This is a genomic window from Butyrivibrio sp. FCS014 (genome assembly GCF_000526935.1).
Taxonomy (GTDB): domain Bacteria; phylum Bacillota; class Clostridia; order Lachnospirales; family Lachnospiraceae; genus Butyrivibrio.
In genome coordinates, this window is the sequence record NZ_JAHA01000003.1 from 137182 (window position 1) to 153436 (window position 16255).

18 protein-coding genes are annotated in these 16255 nt (G+C 45.4%); 13 read left to right on the forward strand and 5 right to left on the reverse strand.

Annotation, left to right across the window (positions count from 1 at the left end; translation table 11 throughout):
* Positions 1 to 108 precede the first annotated feature (108 nt).
* The 3 genes from T456_RS0100995 to T456_RS22255 all read left to right on the forward strand — a co-directional run bounded on the left by T456_RS0100995 (position 109) and on the right by T456_RS22255 (position 2936).
* Positions 109 to 1080, forward strand: coding sequence for a cyclic nucleotide-binding domain-containing protein (locus T456_RS0100995; protein WP_024864488.1), 972 nt, complete (start codon positions 109 to 111; stop codon positions 1078 to 1080).
* 31 nt (positions 1081 to 1111) lie between these two features.
* Positions 1112 to 2476, forward strand: coding sequence for an adenylate/guanylate cyclase domain-containing protein (locus T456_RS18870; RefSeq protein WP_197026843.1), 1365 nt, complete (start codon positions 1112 to 1114; stop codon positions 2474 to 2476).
* A 277-nt stretch (positions 2477 to 2753) separates the two neighbouring features.
* Entirely contained in the window at positions 2754 to 2936 is a 183-nt protein-coding gene (locus T456_RS22255; protein WP_155837996.1) for a hypothetical protein, read from the forward strand.
* Between the two features lie 28 nt (positions 2937 to 2964).
* Here the strand turns inward: T456_RS22255 and T456_RS0101010 are convergent, their stop codons facing one another.
* Positions 2965 to 4293 carry an IS30 family transposase gene (locus T456_RS0101010; RefSeq protein WP_024864491.1) on the reverse strand — a complete coding sequence of 443 codons (1329 nt, stop codon included), beginning with the start codon at positions 4291 to 4293 and terminating at the stop codon, positions 2965 to 2967.
* A 235-nt stretch (positions 4294 to 4528) separates the two neighbouring features.
* Here T456_RS0101010 and rpmE point away from each other — a divergent pair, with 235 nt between their 5' ends.
* The 5 genes from rpmE (at position 4529) to T456_RS0101035 (ending at position 8196) form a co-directional block, all read left to right on the forward strand.
* The gene (gene rpmE, locus T456_RS0101015; protein ID WP_024864492.1) at positions 4529 to 4735 is read left to right on the forward strand and encodes a 50S ribosomal protein L31; all 207 of its coding nucleotides are present in this window, start codon (positions 4529 to 4531) and stop codon (positions 4733 to 4735) included.
* Between the two features lie 83 nt (positions 4736 to 4818).
* Positions 4819 to 5787, forward strand: a complete 969-nt coding sequence (locus T456_RS0101020; RefSeq protein WP_035800920.1) for a DUF1385 domain-containing protein — start codon at positions 4819 to 4821, stop codon at positions 5785 to 5787.
* On the forward strand, positions 5784 to 6626 hold the full coding sequence (gene prmC / locus T456_RS0101025) for a peptide chain release factor N(5)-glutamine methyltransferase (protein WP_024864494.1): 843 nt from the start codon (positions 5784 to 5786) through the stop codon (positions 6624 to 6626). The genes T456_RS0101020 and prmC overlap by 4 nt, the downstream gene beginning before the upstream one ends.
* 18 nt (positions 6627 to 6644) lie before the next feature.
* The gene (prfA, locus tag T456_RS0101030) at positions 6645 to 7715 is read left to right on the forward strand and encodes a peptide chain release factor 1 (RefSeq protein ID WP_024864495.1); all 1071 of its coding nucleotides are present in this window, start codon (positions 6645 to 6647) and stop codon (positions 7713 to 7715) included.
* 121 nt (positions 7716 to 7836) lie between these two features.
* Complete coding sequence (locus tag T456_RS0101035) at positions 7837 to 8196, forward strand: Hpt domain-containing protein (RefSeq protein ID WP_024864496.1); 360 nt, start codon at positions 7837 to 7839, stop codon at positions 8194 to 8196.
* On the opposite strand, the gene T456_RS0101040 is transcribed toward T456_RS0101035, so the two are convergent.
* Positions 8197 to 8709, reverse strand: coding sequence for a DUF5721 family protein (locus T456_RS0101040; RefSeq protein ID WP_024864497.1), 513 nt, complete (start codon positions 8707 to 8709; stop codon positions 8197 to 8199).
* A gap of 187 nt (positions 8710 to 8896) precedes the next feature.
* Between T456_RS0101040 and T456_RS0101045 the strand changes: the two genes are divergently transcribed.
* A complete protein-coding gene (locus tag T456_RS0101045) occupies positions 8897 to 9916 on the forward strand; it encodes a substrate-binding domain-containing protein (RefSeq protein WP_024864498.1) in 1020 nt (339 codons plus the stop codon).
* 117 nt (positions 9917 to 10033) lie between these two features.
* Here the strand turns inward: T456_RS0101045 and T456_RS0101050 are convergent, their stop codons facing one another.
* Genes T456_RS0101050 through T456_RS0101060 form a run of 3 tightly spaced genes read right to left on the reverse strand, consistent with a single transcriptional unit; the run spans position 10034 to position 12297 of the window.
* Positions 10034 to 10765, reverse strand: coding sequence for a response regulator (locus T456_RS0101050; protein ID WP_024864499.1), 732 nt, complete (start codon positions 10763 to 10765; stop codon positions 10034 to 10036).
* Between the two features lie 11 nt (positions 10766 to 10776).
* On the reverse strand, positions 10777 to 11070 hold the full coding sequence (locus tag T456_RS0101055) for a DUF1294 domain-containing protein (RefSeq protein ID WP_024864500.1): 294 nt from the start codon (positions 11068 to 11070) through the stop codon (positions 10777 to 10779).
* A gap of 3 nt (positions 11071 to 11073) precedes the next feature.
* Positions 11074 to 12297, reverse strand: a complete 1224-nt coding sequence (locus tag T456_RS0101060) for an argininosuccinate synthase (protein ID WP_024864501.1) — start codon at positions 12295 to 12297, stop codon at positions 11074 to 11076.
* 198 nt (positions 12298 to 12495) lie between these two features.
* On the opposite strand from T456_RS0101060, the gene argC reads away from it, so the two are divergent.
* The 4 genes from argC to argB are packed head-to-tail and all read left to right on the forward strand — an operon-like array spanning position 12496 to position 16199.
* Positions 12496 to 13548 carry an N-acetyl-gamma-glutamyl-phosphate reductase gene (gene argC / locus T456_RS0101065; RefSeq protein ID WP_024864502.1) on the forward strand — a complete coding sequence of 351 codons (1053 nt, stop codon included), beginning with the start codon at positions 12496 to 12498 and terminating at the stop codon, positions 13546 to 13548.
* A 38-nt stretch (positions 13549 to 13586) separates the two neighbouring features.
* Positions 13587 to 14030 carry a GNAT family N-acetyltransferase gene (locus T456_RS0101070; RefSeq protein WP_024864503.1) on the forward strand — a complete coding sequence of 148 codons (444 nt, stop codon included), beginning with the start codon at positions 13587 to 13589 and terminating at the stop codon, positions 14028 to 14030.
* A gap of 27 nt (positions 14031 to 14057) precedes the next feature.
* Positions 14058 to 15281: a bifunctional glutamate N-acetyltransferase/amino-acid acetyltransferase ArgJ gene (argJ, locus tag T456_RS0101075; RefSeq protein WP_024864504.1), complete on the forward strand. Its 1224-nt coding sequence runs from the start codon at positions 14058 to 14060 to the stop codon at positions 15279 to 15281.
* 18 nt (positions 15282 to 15299) lie between these two features.
* On the forward strand, positions 15300 to 16199 hold the full coding sequence (gene argB, locus T456_RS0101080; protein WP_024864505.1) for an acetylglutamate kinase: 900 nt from the start codon (positions 15300 to 15302) through the stop codon (positions 16197 to 16199).
* Positions 16200 to 16255: the final 56 nt, after the last annotated feature.

Below are 16255 nucleotides of genomic sequence, written 5' to 3' on the forward strand. Positions count from 1 at the left end.
AAAGTCACAGAAAATCGTAATTATGCATATTTGTGTGTAAATTATGGTATAATATCAATGTATGAAATAGTACAATTCTACGGTATTGAAGGAAGGAAGGTCGCATCTATGGCTACAAAAAACTTTGCAAAAGGCGAGATCATCTTTAAGGAAGGAGCAAACGGAGACAGCTTTTTTGATGTCCTCAAGGGAAGTGTGGGGATCTTCATAAATTACGGCGAAGCCGATGAGCAGAAGCTTACAGAAGTTAAGGAAGGCGGTATTCTCGGTGAGATGGCTCTTATCGATGCTTTCCCCCGCAGCGCTACAGCTGTTGCACTGGACGACGTTGAGGCCGATGAGGTATCCGTTGACCAGGTAAAAGAGTATTTCAACTCCAACCCCAACAAGATCGAGAGAATTCTCAATGTTCTCTGCCAGACACTGGCAAGACTTACCAATGATTATACTGAAGTATGCGATACCATCAGAGAGCTTTATCCCGAAAGCGGAGAGAGAAAAGAGTCTCTTGCAGATAAGATCAAGAAGTTTGCCGGGTATTATAAGAGACTTGGCAAGAACAATCAGCCCAGTGCCGAGTTCCTTCGTGAGACAGGCCAGTCCGGACACAAGAACGGATATGCCAAGAAGGTTGAGTCCTACAGCGAAGGCACAGTTATCTTCAGAGAGGGCGAGGCCGGAAGATGCATGTATGATATTCACGCAGGAAGCGTTGGAATCTACACCGACTATGGCAAGCCTGAGGAGAAACTCCTCACCAAGCTTCATGTAGATACATTCTTTGGCGAACTGGGAATGCTTGAGGATATGCCCAGATCAGCTACAGCAGTAGCTCTTGAAGACGGAACAACCGTTGAGAGCATCTACTCATCAGAGTTTGCTGAGCTGTTTGAGAAGAATCCCGCCAAGATCGAGATGATCTTAAGACATCTGTCCTTCAGGATCAGAAGACTTACAGGAGAGTATGAGAATGCCTGCAAGATGATCAGTGATGTAGCTGATGCAGAGGCTTCCAATATGAATGTAAGCGATGAGATGAGACAGAAAGCAAGAGAATTCAAGTCAAAATTATATGATTGATAATTCATCAGATGTTTTTCAGAAGAATATAATGCTGAATATGTCCGAGGGTGTTATGACCATAAGCTTCGACGGCGTCGTAGCTTATGCTAACCCCTCGGCTCTTGACATACTCGGGTTTAGTGAAGATGAGCTTGTGGGCAAAAAGTTTGCAGGCTTATTTTTTGACCGCGAAGAAAACGATAAGTTCTCCCAGGCCATACTGGACGCCATATATGACAGGGAGCATCCTCATGACGCGATCGCGCCTTACACCACTGATGGCATTACAAGGCAGCTTCGTGTTGTCACATCTTTTTTGCAGGATAACGGTGAAAAGATAGGCATTATCGTTGTGTTCAGCGATCTTAGTGAGCTTATGGACCTTAGAGACGCCGTGAAGTCCATGGAGAAGATCCGGGCTCTCAACGAGCAGCTGAATCTTAGAAATAAGCTCCTTAATGAGACCTTTGGACGGTTCCTGTCGGATGAGATAGTAAAGCAGCTTCTTGATACACCGGATGGACTTAACCTTGGTGGAAGCAAGAAAAAGCTTACCATCATGATGAGCGACTTAAGGGGATTTACCGCCATCAGCGAGAGGATGGATCCCGAGGAGCTTATCACCATGCTCAATCATTATCTTGGAGAGATGACTGAGATAATCCAGCGTCATAACGGCACCATTATTGAGTTTATGGGGGACGGCATATTTGCGATCTTCGGCGCTCCGGTGGCTTCCGATACCCATGCGGATGATACCGTTGCGGCGGCTCTGGAGATGCAGGCCCGTATGGAACCCATAAATGAATGGAACAAAGAGCGGGGCTATCCTGATCTGCAGATGGGAATCGGCATAAATACAGGTGAAGTCATTGTGGGCAACATAGGCTCCGAAAGACGAACCAAGTACGGCGTTGTTGGCAGCGATGTAAACCTCTGCGGCAGGATCGAGAGCTATACAATAGACGGACAGGTATTGATATCACAGTCTACCCTGGATAATGCCAAGGCAGAAATAGTAATAGAAAAAGAAATTGTGGTAACTCCCAAAGGGGCGGCCCAGTCCATGACCCTTCGAAGAGTCACAGGAATCGGAGAGCCTTACAATATCTATGTTCAGGATAAGGTGGAGGAAGCTCCCGAGAAACTTGAGAGGATAATCCCCGTTACCTTCTACAGGATAGAGGGCAAGCACAACCTGCAAAAGCCATTCTTTGGCGGTATTGTGGCTCTTGCTCCTGATAAGGCAGTGCTGGATACTTCAGCAGAGCTTAAGGAGTATGACAACATTACCATAGATGTGGGAGAGAAGCTTTACAGCAAGGTTATCGAGAAGACTGATGACGGCTTTCTTATCGGTTTTACCTCTGTTCCGGCAAGCTATAAGAAGTGGCTCGAGATCAATAAAAAATAAGGATTGAATGAATAGTTAAATTCCACATGTAAAAGTAAATTCCATACTGAAGACTAAATTCAGCTTTTTAGAGGGTTTGACATATTTTGTCAGACCCTTTATTGTGGAATTTAGCCACTTATGCATTTGCTAAAATAAAAAAGAGTATGCGGTCGCTGACAACTGGAATTGGGTTCTGCAAGACTAAATTCCACTTATCTCGTGGTGAACATATGGTGGTCTCGTCCGCAGATTTCTTTCAAATTTTGTAATGCTTAGTGGCTTTTGTATTTATGTATTGGCACCGTCCGCCACCCTTGACAGGCACCTGAAGAAACGCTTCGCAGCCGTTGCCGACGATGAGGAACTCAGGAACAGCTTCAATAGCTTCATCGTCGGAATGAGCATTGTAGCGTTTCTTCAGGCACCTATCAAGGGCACAGCCTCGCAGGAGCGAGGTGGCTGCTTTAACTGCCTCTGACTCAGAATCTAGGAACAGCTTCTGAGCTTTAAACCTCGATTTTTCCTTTTAAAAGCGCGGGAGTGAGGATTACTTCGTCAGAGGGTATTTCCCACAAGCCAAAGTGTTTTAAGAGCTTTTTAGGAAGCATCATCTTGGCTAGTTTAAATGGTGTGAGCCCTCCAAGGCTTTCACGGTTTGCACTGTTTATGTGACTCATCATGAGATTGACATCATCCTGGGTAAGTCTGTCGAAGGTAGTTGTTGTCTGAGGGCATATCTTGCGGATGTATTCATGATTCTTTTCACAGTGAGGCTTCTGCCATGAAGCCATAGGATCACAGTAATAGATGCTTGTTCTCAATACGTTATCTATTCCACACTCAAGAGCTTCAGGATGCTTGAATTCTCTTCCGCGGTCTGTGACGATCAGAGGCATGGTTTTGCAGAACAGCTCAGTGCCTATAGCTCTATTGATATCATCAAATGTATTCTCAACGCCGATGGCTTCTTTTGAATTAAGCAGATATGCCATCATAAAGTCAGCATTGCAGAAGTGAAGTGTCAGGAGCACCTTATGACTTCCTTCCGGACCTATGACTGTATCCATCTCGGTTATCTTTGTGTCAGGGAATTCCTTGATAAATGCCTCATAATCCTTGTAGGATCTTCCTTCAAATATGCCGGTATCATCGATTTCTGAGGCATGAGCTTTACGAGGTTTGTACTTGACCAGCTTCGGGAGGTCAAGGTTACTGACAGATAAAGCTCCCTGATCAATGTAGTTGTAGATGGTTTTCTCACACTGGGATATCTCCGGGTGATTCTGAAGTATCATGTAAGGTGACTGCCCGTTAAGGATCAGAGGGCTTACAGTTGCATCAAGTGTTGCGAGATCCTCCTCGGTTATGTTTATGCCACGCCTTGCTTCAACAAGGATTGCCTTGTATTCACTCTGAGCTCTAACAGCGCGATAGAAGTACTTGTCTAACCGGCAGCCTCTCTTCTTATCGCAGCCATTGCATACAAAGGGGGCTTTATCTGTCAAAGGGCAGTGATAATCATAGGGAACATAGTCCTTACAATAGCTGTGACATTTATTGCAGCGTTTACATTCACGGTTGCAGAAAGGCACTGTTGTGCATACATGTTTTCTATGACAGTCTTTTGCATTGGCACATTTAAATAGCTTCTCATTGAATGTATTATGCATCTGGAACACACGGTGTTTTTTGACTTCCTTAGCTATAGTTGTTGGATCTTTTCCCAGTTCTATACCGATGGCTCTGAAAGATACTGATGCATCCAACCTCTTCTCAATAACAACACGGTTATCCTGATTCATATGCTTCTGATTGGTTTCTATTTTCTTAGACATGATTCCTCTTTCTACTGCGAAAGAGACCTGTATTAGAATACCTATATATGAACCAGAGTGTAAGACTTAATTCCGTATAATGTGGAATTTACTTTTTTATTCAATGAATAAAAAATAAGTGATAAAAAATGCTTGCTTTGAAAAGATAATTATGCTATATTTATATAGCTGTTGTGAAACAGATGTAACTATAGTTAATTAGAAGATATTTTGTCATATAGAGAGGTGAGAAAAGATGAGACAGGACATTCAGCCGGAATTCCATCAGGCAACAGTTACTTGCAACTGCGGTAACACATTCACAGTTGGATCAACAAAGGGCGATATTCACGTAGAAATCTGCTCCAAGTGCCATCCGTTCTACACAGGTCAGCAGAAGGCAACAGCTGCTCGTGGACGTATTGATAAGTTCAACAAGAAGTACGGAATGGACAACAAGTAATATCGTATCAGATTTAGTATTTGATGAAGATGAGAGGTTGAGGCTAAGGCCTCGGCCTCTTTTTTCGTAACATGGAGAGAAGTATGAGGAGAAAGCGCAGGATCAGACATTACTCCGGAATCGGCGGACAGGCCGTTCTTGAGGGAGTAATGATGAAGAACAAGGACATGTACGCTGTGGCTGTAAGAAAGCCGGACGGGGAGATAGCGGTTGAAGTTGACGAGTACCACGGACCGGCCTATGGCAGCAAACTCAAGAATATTCCTTTTATAAGAGGAGTATTCGTATTTTTGGATTCGCTTATACTGGGACTTAAATCCCTTAATTATTCATCATCCTTTTATGAAGAGACCAAGGAGAAGCCCACCAAGCTTGATGAGGGCATAGATCAGGTGTCACAGGGACATGAGGATACTTTCCTTATGGTCCTTACCACCATCATTTCTTTTGCATTTGCCATAGCTATTTTCATGGTAGCTCCCTATGCTCTTTCAGAGGTAATCGGCAAATATGTCAGGAACGAGTCCCTTATAGCTATTATCGAGGGCGTTCTGAGGATTGTGATATTTATCCTCTATATCCTTCTTATATCTCTTATGAAGGATATCAGAAGGCTTTTCCAGTATCACGGTGCCGAGCACAAATGCATCAACTGCATCGAGAGAGGAAGACCCCTTACTGTTAAGAACGTTCGCAGAAGCTCAAGGCTTCACAAGAGATGCGGAAGCAGCTTTATCCTTTTCGTAATGCTTATCAGTATCATTCTGTTCTTCTTTATAAGAGTTGATTCCTACGCACTGAGGATCGTCTTAAGACTCCTTCTGGTGCCTGTTATCGCCGGAATCTCCTATGAACTTATAAGACTTGCAGGCAAGACCGATTTCTTCCTGGTAAAGATCATTTCAGCTCCGGGACTTTGGCTTCAGAGACTTACCACCAAAGAGCCTGACGATGATATGATAGAAGTTGCCATAAAGTCTGTAGAATCTGTATTTGACTGGAAGGAGTTCCTTAAGGATTCCTTCGGATATGAGTTTGAAGAGGAAGAATGAATTACAAAGACGCCTATATAAATGGTAAAGAAGAACTTACAAGAGCCGGGATCTGTGAAGCTAAGCTTGATGCCCGGCTCCTTTTGGAATATGTATGCGGCACGGATCACAGCGCACTTTTGACCCATCCGGAGCGGGAACTGACAGATACGGAGGCAGAGAGCTATGAAAGCGCCATCAAGCGCCGAAGCGCCCGTGAGCCGGTGGCCTACATCCTTGGAACCTGGGACTTCATGGGACTTAGCTTCAAGGTGACGGGGGATGTGCTTATTCCCGAGCAGGACAGTGAATTTCTTGTGGAGGAGGCCCTTAGGCACTGCGAAGACGGTATGAAAGTGATGGATCTTTGTACCGGTTCAGGCTGCATTGGTCTTAGCATCCTTAAGTTTACCAATGAAACTAAGGCCCTCTGCACCGATATCAGCGAGGCAGCACTTTCTGTGGCAAAAGAAAATGCGGATAAACTGGGACTTAGTGACAGAGTAAACTTTTTAAAGACGGATCTTTTCCCGGAGGATTGTAATGAGAAATTTGATCTTATCGTATCAAATCCTCCTTACATAAGAAGCGACGTTATAGGAACTTTGGAGCCTGAGGTGAAGGACTTTGAGCCAAGGCTTGCCCTTGACGGAAGTGAGGACGGACTTGTCTTTTACAGAAGGATAGCCGATAAGGCGCCCTCATACCTGTATTCCAGCGGGTATCTTATCATGGAGATAGGATATGACCAGGCGGAAGCCGTGACCGGAATTCTTGAGGAGAAAGGGTGCTACCATGGCATAGAGGTCATCAAGGACTTCTCCGGCAATGACAGAGTTATAAAGGCCTGCTTTTACTAAGAGGCGGAGGAAATTCAGATGTTTGACAGACTGGAAGACATAATCAGAAGATATGAAGATATAACCATGATGCTGAACGACCCTTCTGTGGTCTCGGACCAGAACAGGTTCAAGGCCCTTATGAAGGAGCAGAAGAGTCTTGAGGCACTGGTTGATTGCTATAACAGATATAAGAAATGCAAGGAGACTATAAGCGAGTCTCTTTCAATGCTTGAAGAGGAATCGGATCCCGATATGAAGGAAATGCTAAAGGAAGAGCTTTCCGGGGCAAGGGACGAGCTTCCAAAGCTTGAGGAGGAGCTTAAGATTCTGCTTCTTCCCAAGGACCCCAACGATGAGAGAAATGTTATCGTGGAGATCAGAGCGGGTGTTGGCGGTGATGAGGCAGCTCTTTTTGCGGCAGATATGTTCAGGGCCTACACCAGATATGCCGAGAGGCGGAACTGGAAGGTTGAGACCATGAGCGTGGAGGATATAGGCATCGGCGGTATCAAGGCTGTGAGCTTTATGATCAACGGAAACGGAGCTTATTCAAGGCTTAAGTTTGAGAGCGGTGTTCACAGAGTCCAGAGAATTCCCGCCACTGAATCCGGCGGAAGGATACATACATCGGCCATAACCGTAGCTATCATGCCCGAAGTTGATGAGGTCGAGGTGGAAGTGGATCTTAACGACTGCAAGTTTGATGTTTTCAGGGCTTCGGGAAACGGGGGACAGTGCGTAAATACCACAGACTCTGCGGTAAGACTCACACATCTTCCAACGGGTATCGTTATATCCTGTCAGGACGAGAAGAGCCAGCAGCAGAACAAGGCCAAGGCTCTTAAGGTCTTAAGGGCCAAGCTTTACGAAATGGAAGTAAGCAGACAGCAAAACGATGAGGCTCAGCTTAGAAGAAGCCAGGTGGGAAGCGGAGACAGGTCGGAGAAGATAAGGACCTACAATTTCCATCAGGGAAGAGTTACAGATCACAGGATCGGGCTTACTCTGTACAAGATAGACCAGATCATGGACGGAGACCTGGATGAGATAATTGATTCTCTTACAGCGGCAGATCAGGCCCAGAGACTCCTGTCAATGAATGAATAATTATATAATAAGTAAAAAAAGTCTAAATAACGTGCAATTAGTTTGAAGGCATCATTTAAATGATGTACAATCATTATATAGGATTTTTCCGAAATATCGTGATCACACGGACGGGTGGCTTATGGATGCTGGTTTAAAGACTGAACTTATAGAATGGGGTGCTGACTGGAACGAGCTCCTGGACAGATTTATGGGTAATGAGGACCTGATCGCCAAGTTTATGTTCAAGTTTCTCAACGATCAGAGCATGAACGATCTTACCAAATATCTGGCAGAGGGAAATGTTGCTGAAGCCTTCAAGGCTGTACATACTCTTAAGGGCGTTGGCTCCAATCTTGCACTTAAGGGGTTCCTTACACCTGTGTGCGAACTGACGGAGATTTTAAGGGCCGGCTCCATGGAAGGCTACAAAGAGAAGTATGATATCATCAAACCCAAATATGATGAGCTGATCGTTATTCTGCAGAAATATCAGGCCTGATCAGAGAATTTCATAATCTATACCATTTGAATCAAGAAAGCTTGGGATGTACGCATCCCAGGCTTTTTCTGCGGTTTTATCCATTGTAAAAGTCTTATGGGATATCCCTGTGGTGATCTGAACCTCTCCCGAAGAAAACTTAATAATTATACCAAATGACACCTGATCGGGCTGCATATCTATGTCTTTTGTCCGGAAGAGTTCTTCCTTGGAATTATCATCAAGAAAAAGGACAAACTTGAAACTTAGCGGGGTTCGCTTACCTTTAATCAGGTCAAGACAGATGGGGCGGATCATGGACCAGGTTGAGAATGCTGCGCCGGGATCTGCAGCATTTTCACCATCTTCAAGGCCTTCGTAGCCGTCGTAAAAATCCCTGTTTATCTTGCCGTCTATGGTGAAGGTGTTAAAGGTTTCAATGGTGGCTTCTTCCAGAAGATACCTGTCAAAAAGGTCTGTTGTAAGAAGCTTTGCCATGAAGTTTTTCTGCCCGCGAATTCTGATAGCAATCATACTTTTCTCCCTGATAACATGGTTAATTATAAGCTATGATTAAGTTTGTATCAATATTAACAAGAAAATGAAATAAAGATACCAAATCGAATAATTATGCATTGAAAACCATGTGAAACTTGTATACTATAATGATATAAAACTGCATACAGGAAGTGAAAATTAGTAGGATTGGAGAATAACTTTTATGGCAAAAAGCGTAAGGTTAAAGGACATTGCTGAAAAAGCAGGTGTCAGTACCGTTACCGTTTCCAAAGCTCTTTCCGGTCAAAAGGGAATGAGCGATGCAGTAAGGGAGAAGATACACGCCCTTGCCAACGAGATGGGATATGTTGCGTCGGTATCAAGAAAGGCGGAAGCAGGAGCCAGAAGCTACACCATCGGTGTTCTTATCTCTGAGCAGTACATGAGCGAGTATAACACTTTCTACAACAGGATGCATCAGCAGGTATCTCAGATAGCTATGGAGAAGGGATGTTTCACCATGCTTGAAGTGATCTCAGAGCAGAATGAGACTGAAGGAAATATCCCCAAGCTTATCCTGGATCGCAAGGTAGAGGGAATCATGGTCATCGGAAGTCTCAATGCCGATTACCTTCGAAGCATTAAACAGCAATCCGGAATTCCCATGGTTTATCTGGACTTCTGTAACCACACAGGGGATGAGGATGCAGTTGTTTCCGACAGCTACAATGGTGCTTATTGTATGACCAATTACCTGTTTGATCAGGGACATCGCAAGATTGCCTTTGTTGGTACACCTCTGGCATCGGGAAGCATTACCGACAGATATTTCGGCTATTGCAAATCTCTTATGGAGAATGGCCTTTCTGTCAAAAAGGACTGGATAATAGAAGACAGGGATTTATCCACAGGAGTTATGGATGGCAACAGATTTTTTAAGCTCCCGGATGAAATGCCTACAGCTTTTGTGTGCAATAATGACCTTACAGCCAGTGTTCTTATCAAGAAACTTGGAGAGAAGGGATATCGTGTTCCTGCGGACATCTCAGTGGTAGGCTTTGATAATTACCTCTTCCCGGGACTTTGCGATATCAAGATAACCACCTATGGTGTTGATACCTATGAGATGGGACGCAACGCTGTTATGAATCTTATCCGCAAGATCAGCGGTGAGCGCTATCGTCAGGGCATCATGATCCTTGAGGGACATATGATCGAAGGAGAGTCAGTAAGAGCACTCTGATCAGAAACTAATAATACAAATAGAATACCCCGCTTTGCAGCTTTGAAATAACGGGTTTTACTCGCTGTTTCAAAGATGCAGGGCGGGGGTTTTGATTGTCTTAAGGTGGCCACCGGGTTATTGTTTTGTCTTTGCAAGGTTCTCCCTGGTCTTTTGAATGTAGCTTCGGTAGGCAAAGGCTACCGGAATAACAAGGCCGTTGTCCATGGTGACCTTACCGAAGGATGTCTTGGAAACGTGATCCACATTTACAAGAGCATAGTCCGAAACGGGACAGATCTGAGGAAAAATACGGCACTGGTCGTAGATATTGAAAAGATCTCCGATAATACCGATGGTGCGGTTATCGGTAAGTGATACTTCAATCTCGGATTTTTGCTTTCTAAAGCAGATTATCTCATCGCCGTGAGCATAGATGGTCTCGTCTTTCCCTCGAAGCTCCAAAGAAGGGATGGTAACGGAATTCTTCTTGCGGATAAGCTCAACCATTTCCGTAAGTTCCGCAACCTTCAAGGGCTTATCCAGAAAATACAGATTGTCGGCTTCTATGGCGGCATCAGATATCATCTTCCTGTAATCGAGAGAAGATACGCACATGATAATGGGCTGGTCTATGCCCATTTTCAGCAGGAGCCTTACGATGTCAAAACCGTTTATATCCCCGGATACCATGTCGATAAAAAGACCCGCATACATCTGAGGGTGTGACATGAAGGCATCCTCGTTGCCGTAGGAGTCTATGTATATACGCTCGCCGAAATCCTTGAAGACACGGTCTGACTGGCGGGAGAGCAGTCTCTCGGTCTGCTTTCTGTCTGCTATGTTGTCGTCACATACTGCCAGATACATCGCCTACTCCTTTACATAAAACTGAATTCTATGGGACTGAAGTGCAAAAAAGCAATTAGTCCTATCTGTAATAATAATATTATAGGCATACCGAACTTAAAATACCAATGCTTTGTCTTGTGGCGGAAGAGGAACATGCCAAGAGTAGTGCCAAGACTTCCTCCCACCAGCGCAACGGAAAATAGGGTCGCCTCCGGGATACGGAAGGCATGACGCACAGCCTTCCGCTTATCGATTCCCATTAAGGCAAACCCTAAAATATTTACAATTACAAAATATCCAATTATAAAGAAGATGGATTTCATGTGTTATTTATTGTTTTCCACTTCCTGCATCTTCATGGCACGAACCTTTGAAGCAAGGCCAAAGAGATTGATGAAGCCCTCAGCATCGTGGTGATCGTAGAGGTCACCGGTCTTGAAGGATGCGATGCTCTCATTGTAGAGAGAGTAAGGGGACTTGGTGCCGGCCTTGATGATGTTGCCCTTGTAGAGCTTGAAGGTAACTTCACCGGTAACATATTTCTGTGTTGACTCGATAAAGGCCTGCTCGGCTTCGCGAAGAGGAGTGAACCATTTCCCTTCATATACTAGATCGGCAAATTTGTTGCCCATATCCTTCTTCATTGTATAGGTATCACGGTCCAAAATCAACTCTTCAAGCTGCTGATGAGCTTCATAGAGTATGGTTCCTCCGGGAGTCTCATAGACGCCTCTGGACTTCATTCCAACAACACGGTTCTCAACGATATCAACAATACCGATGCCGTTCTCACCGCCAAGTTTGTTCAGGGTGCGGATGATATCGGAAACCTTCATTTCCTTGCCGTTAACTGACTTGGGGATACCGCCCTCGAAAGTCATTGTAACGGTAGTGGGCTTATCGGGAGCATCCTCAGGTGTTTTGCCGAGTACTAAGAGGTGCTTGTAATTGGGCTCCAGTGAAGGATCCTCAAGCTCCAGACCCTCGTGGGAGATGTGCCAGAGATTTCTGTCACGGCTGTAGCTGGAATCTGCAGAGAAGGGAAGGTTGATGCCGTGGGCCTTACAGTACTCAATCTCGGATTCGCGTGAATCCATTGTCCACTTATCATTTCTCCAGGCTGCAATGATCTTGATGTCGGGAGCAAGAGCCTTGATACCAAGCTCAAAACGGATCTGGTCGTTGCCCTTTCCGGTAGCGCCGTGGCAGATAGCAACAGCGCCTTCTTTTCTGGCAATCTCAACCAGCTTTTTAGCAATAAGAGGACGTGCCATGGAAGTTCCAAGCAGGTACTTGTTCTCATATACAGCATGTGCCATTACGCAGGGAACGATGTACTCATCACAGAACTCGTCAACTACATCTAAAACATAGAGTTTGCTGGCGCCGCAGCTCTTAGCTCTCTCATCGAGGCCATCCAGCTCTTCTTCCTGTCCGCAGTCGATGCAGACACAAACTACTTCGTAATCAAAATTTTCCTTGAGCCACGGAATGATAGCAGTGGTATCAAGACCGCCTGAATACGCAAGAATAACTTTTTCTTTAGCCATAGTACTTTCCTCAACTTTCTTTATGATTCGCTTAATCTGAAAGCTACTATAAACCCAAAATGCATAAAATGCAATAGTAAATGCATAAATATTTAAAAAATAATCAAAAAGTGCATAATTATGAAATTTCATGTTGCATATTTCATTTTTGAGCCGTATACTAAAACAAGCATATTCTTATATGGAAAGGCGAAAACTATGATAAAGGCAGGAATCATCGGTGCTACCGGATATGCAGGAGCAGAGATCGTAAGGCTTTTACTTGCTCATCCGGAAGCGGAAGTTGTATGGTATGGCTCCAGAAGCTATATTGATGAGAAATACAGCAGCATATACGGAAATTTCTTTAAGCTTGTGGATGCAAAGTGTATGGACGACAACATGGAGGTCCTTGCAGAAGAGGTGGATGTTATCTTCACAGCAACTCCCCAGGGACTTTGCGCATCACTTGTAAATGAAGATATCCTTAATAAGGTAAAGATCATTGATCTCTCCGCAGACTTCAGATTAAAGGATGTAGCAGTCTATGAGAAGTGGTACAGGATTGAGCACAAGGCTCCTTCATATATAGAAGAAGCTGTCTACGGACTTTGCGAGATCAACAGGAAGGACATAGCAAAGGCAAGGATAGTTGCAAATCCCGGATGCTATACCACCTGTTCCATTCTTACAGCCTATCCCCTGGTAAAAGAGGGACTCATAGATCCTGACACTTTGATAGTGGATGCACTTTCCGGTGTCTCCGGTGCAGGAAGAGGTGCCAAGGTGGCAAACCTCTACTGTGAGGTAAATGAGAGCGCCAAGCCCTACGGTGTTGCAAATCACCGTCACACCCCCGAGATCGAGGAGCAGCTGGGCTACGCCGCAGGAAAAGAGATAGTGATCAACTTCACACCTCATCTGGCTCCAATGAACAGAGGAATCCTTGCCACGGAATACGCTTCCTTAATAAAGAAGGACGGCAAGCTTCCAACCTACGATGAAGTAAGAGCTGCCTATGAGAAGTATTATAAGGATGAGACCTTTATAAGGCTTCTTGATAAAGATGTTTATCCCGAGACCAGATGGGTTGAGGGCAGCAACTTTGTGGATATAGGCTTTAAGATAGATGAGCGCACAGGCAGGATTATAATGATGGGCGCCATCGACAATCTGGTTAAAGGCGCAGCCGGACAGGCGGTCCAGAATATGAACATCCTCTTCGGACTTGATGAGGGCATGGGCCTTAAGCTTGTTCCGGCTTTCCCGTAATTTTGCGGGATATTCCTATGTAAAAGAGGTATTGAGCAATGGTTCGTGTAATGACAATGGATGATTATGATGCTGTTTACGGGCTGTGGATGTCTATTCACGGCTTTGGAATCCGCACCGTTGATGACTCCCGTGAGGGCATAGAGCTCTTTTTAAAAAGAAATCCCACCACCAGCGCGGTATATGAAAAGGACGGCAAGATCGTCGGAGCAATCCTTTGCGGACATGACGGCAGAAGAGCCTGCATGTATCACGTATGCGTAAGCGAAGAGTACCGTATGCACGGTATAGGCAAGAAGATGGTGGAGTTCTGCTGCGAGCAGCTTAAGAAGGAGAAGATCAACAAGGTATGCATCAACGCCTTTGTCACCAACAACGTGGGGAACAAGTTCTGGCAGAAGATGGGCTGGACCTTAAGGGATGACATGAACTATTATGACTTCACCTTAAACCCGGATAATCTTACAGTATTTAATAAGTAAAAGATCACTCTTTTGGGAGGATATAATATGAAAACTATAGAAGGCGGAGTAACAGCTGCAAAGGGCTTTAAGGCTGCCAGCTGCGAGGCCGGTATCAAGTATCAGGGAAGAACCGATATGGCTTTTGTTTTTTCGGATAAGCCCTGCGTCAGTGCGGGAACCTTCACCAGCAATCAGGTAAAGGCAGCCTGCGTTCAGTGGGATATGAAGCTGGTTCATGGTGACGGCCCTCTGCACGGCGTTGTCATCAATTCGGGAATAGCCAATGCCTGCACGGGAAAAGAGGGATTTGATGCCTGCGAGGCTACCGCAAAGGCCGTAGAAGAGACGCTTTCCGTACCCTTCGATTCCATCGCCGTTGCATCAACCGGAGTTATCGGCATGCAGCTTCCCGTGGACAAACTTACCGCAGGAGTAAAGAAGATGGCACCGGACCTTTCAGAGAGCATCGAGGCCGGAACCGCAGCATCAAAGGCCATTATGACCACCGACACTGTGAACAAGGAAATCGCTGTTTCTTTTGACATCGGGGGTAAAGAGGTAACTCTTGGCGGAATGAGCAAGGGAAGCGGAATGATCCATCCCAACATGTGTACCATGCTGGCTTTCCTTACAACAGATATTTCCATTGAAAAGAAACTGATGCAGGAGGCCATTTCCGAAGTTGTCAAGGACTCCTTCAATATGATAACCGTGGACGGAGATACCTCCACCAATGATACCCTGATCCTTATGGCCAACGGCGAGGCAGGAAATGAGAAGATCACCGGAAAAGGTGAAGCTTACGATGCTTTCATGGAGGCGCTTAAGTTTGTCTGCACCTTCCTTGCCAAGAAGATGGCGGCAGATGGTGAAGGCGCCAGCAAGCTTTTCGAGGCAAAGGTTGTAAATGCAAAGAGTAAGGATGATGCAAGGACTCTCTCAAGAGCCATTGTTGGTTCCAATCTTTCCAAGGCGGCAATCTTCGGATGCGACGCCAATTTCGGAAGGTTCCTGTGTGCCATGGGATACAGCGGAGCCGAGTTTGACCAGAACGATGTGGAGCTTTTCTTTGAGAGCGCAAACGGTCGCCTTCAGGTCTTTGACAAGGGAACGCCCCTTGCCTTTGACGAGGACGAGGCTCTTAAGATCATGAAAGCAGATGCGGTCACTGTTTTTGTTGACATGCATGAGGGCAGCGAAGAGGCCACTGCCTGGGGATGCGATCTTACCTATGACTATGTAAAGATAAATGCTGATTATAGATCTTAATAGAAAGAGGAGACAGGTATGGACAAGGATATGCAGGATGTATTGAAGAAGGCAGAGGTGCTGGTTGAGGCCCTTCCCTATATTCAGAAGTTCAACAGAAAGATCATTGTTGTAAAGTACGGCGGAAGTGCCATGAGCAATGAGGAGCTTCAGAAGAACGTCATCACCGACGTTACTCTTCTTAAGCTGGTAGGCTTTAAGCCCATCATCGTTCACGGAGGCGGCAAGGCCATCAGCAGCTGGGTTTCCAAGGTGGGAAAAGAGGCTGAGTTTGTAAACGGACTTCGTGTGACGGATTCAGAGACAATGGAAATTGCGGAGATGGTCCTTGGAAGAGTCAACAAGCAGCTTGTTACCATGGTTCAGGAACTTGGGGTAAAGGCCATCGGTATCAGCGGCAAGGATTCAGGTCTTTTGCATGTTAAAAAGAAGTACTCTGACGGCAAGGACATCGGATACGTAGGCGAGGTAGACAGCGTCGATCCCAAGGTTCTTTATGATCTTCTTGATAACGATTACCTGCCTATCATTGCCCCTATCGGACTTGATGATAATTTCGATACCTACAACATCAATGCAGATGATGCAGCCTGTGCCATTGCCAAGGCAGTAGGGGCTGACAAGCTGGCTTTTTTGACCGACATTGAGGGAGTGTACAAGGATATCAACGATCCTTCCACCTTCATATCAAGGCTGACATGTTCCGAGGCGGATGCTCTTATCGCAAGCGGAAACATCGGCGGAGGCATGCTTCCCAAGCTCAACAACTGTACCGATGCCATCAAGCAGGGTGTTAACAAGGTGCATATTCTTGACGGAAGGATCCCTCACTGCCTGCTTCTTGAGATCTTTACCAATAAGGGTGTCGGGACCATGTTTATGGGCGACAACGACGACCTGGCGCAGAATGCCGGATGAGAATGAATGCGGGCGCATGGGCTCTAAGATAAAGTGCCCCGGTTTTTAACAGATGA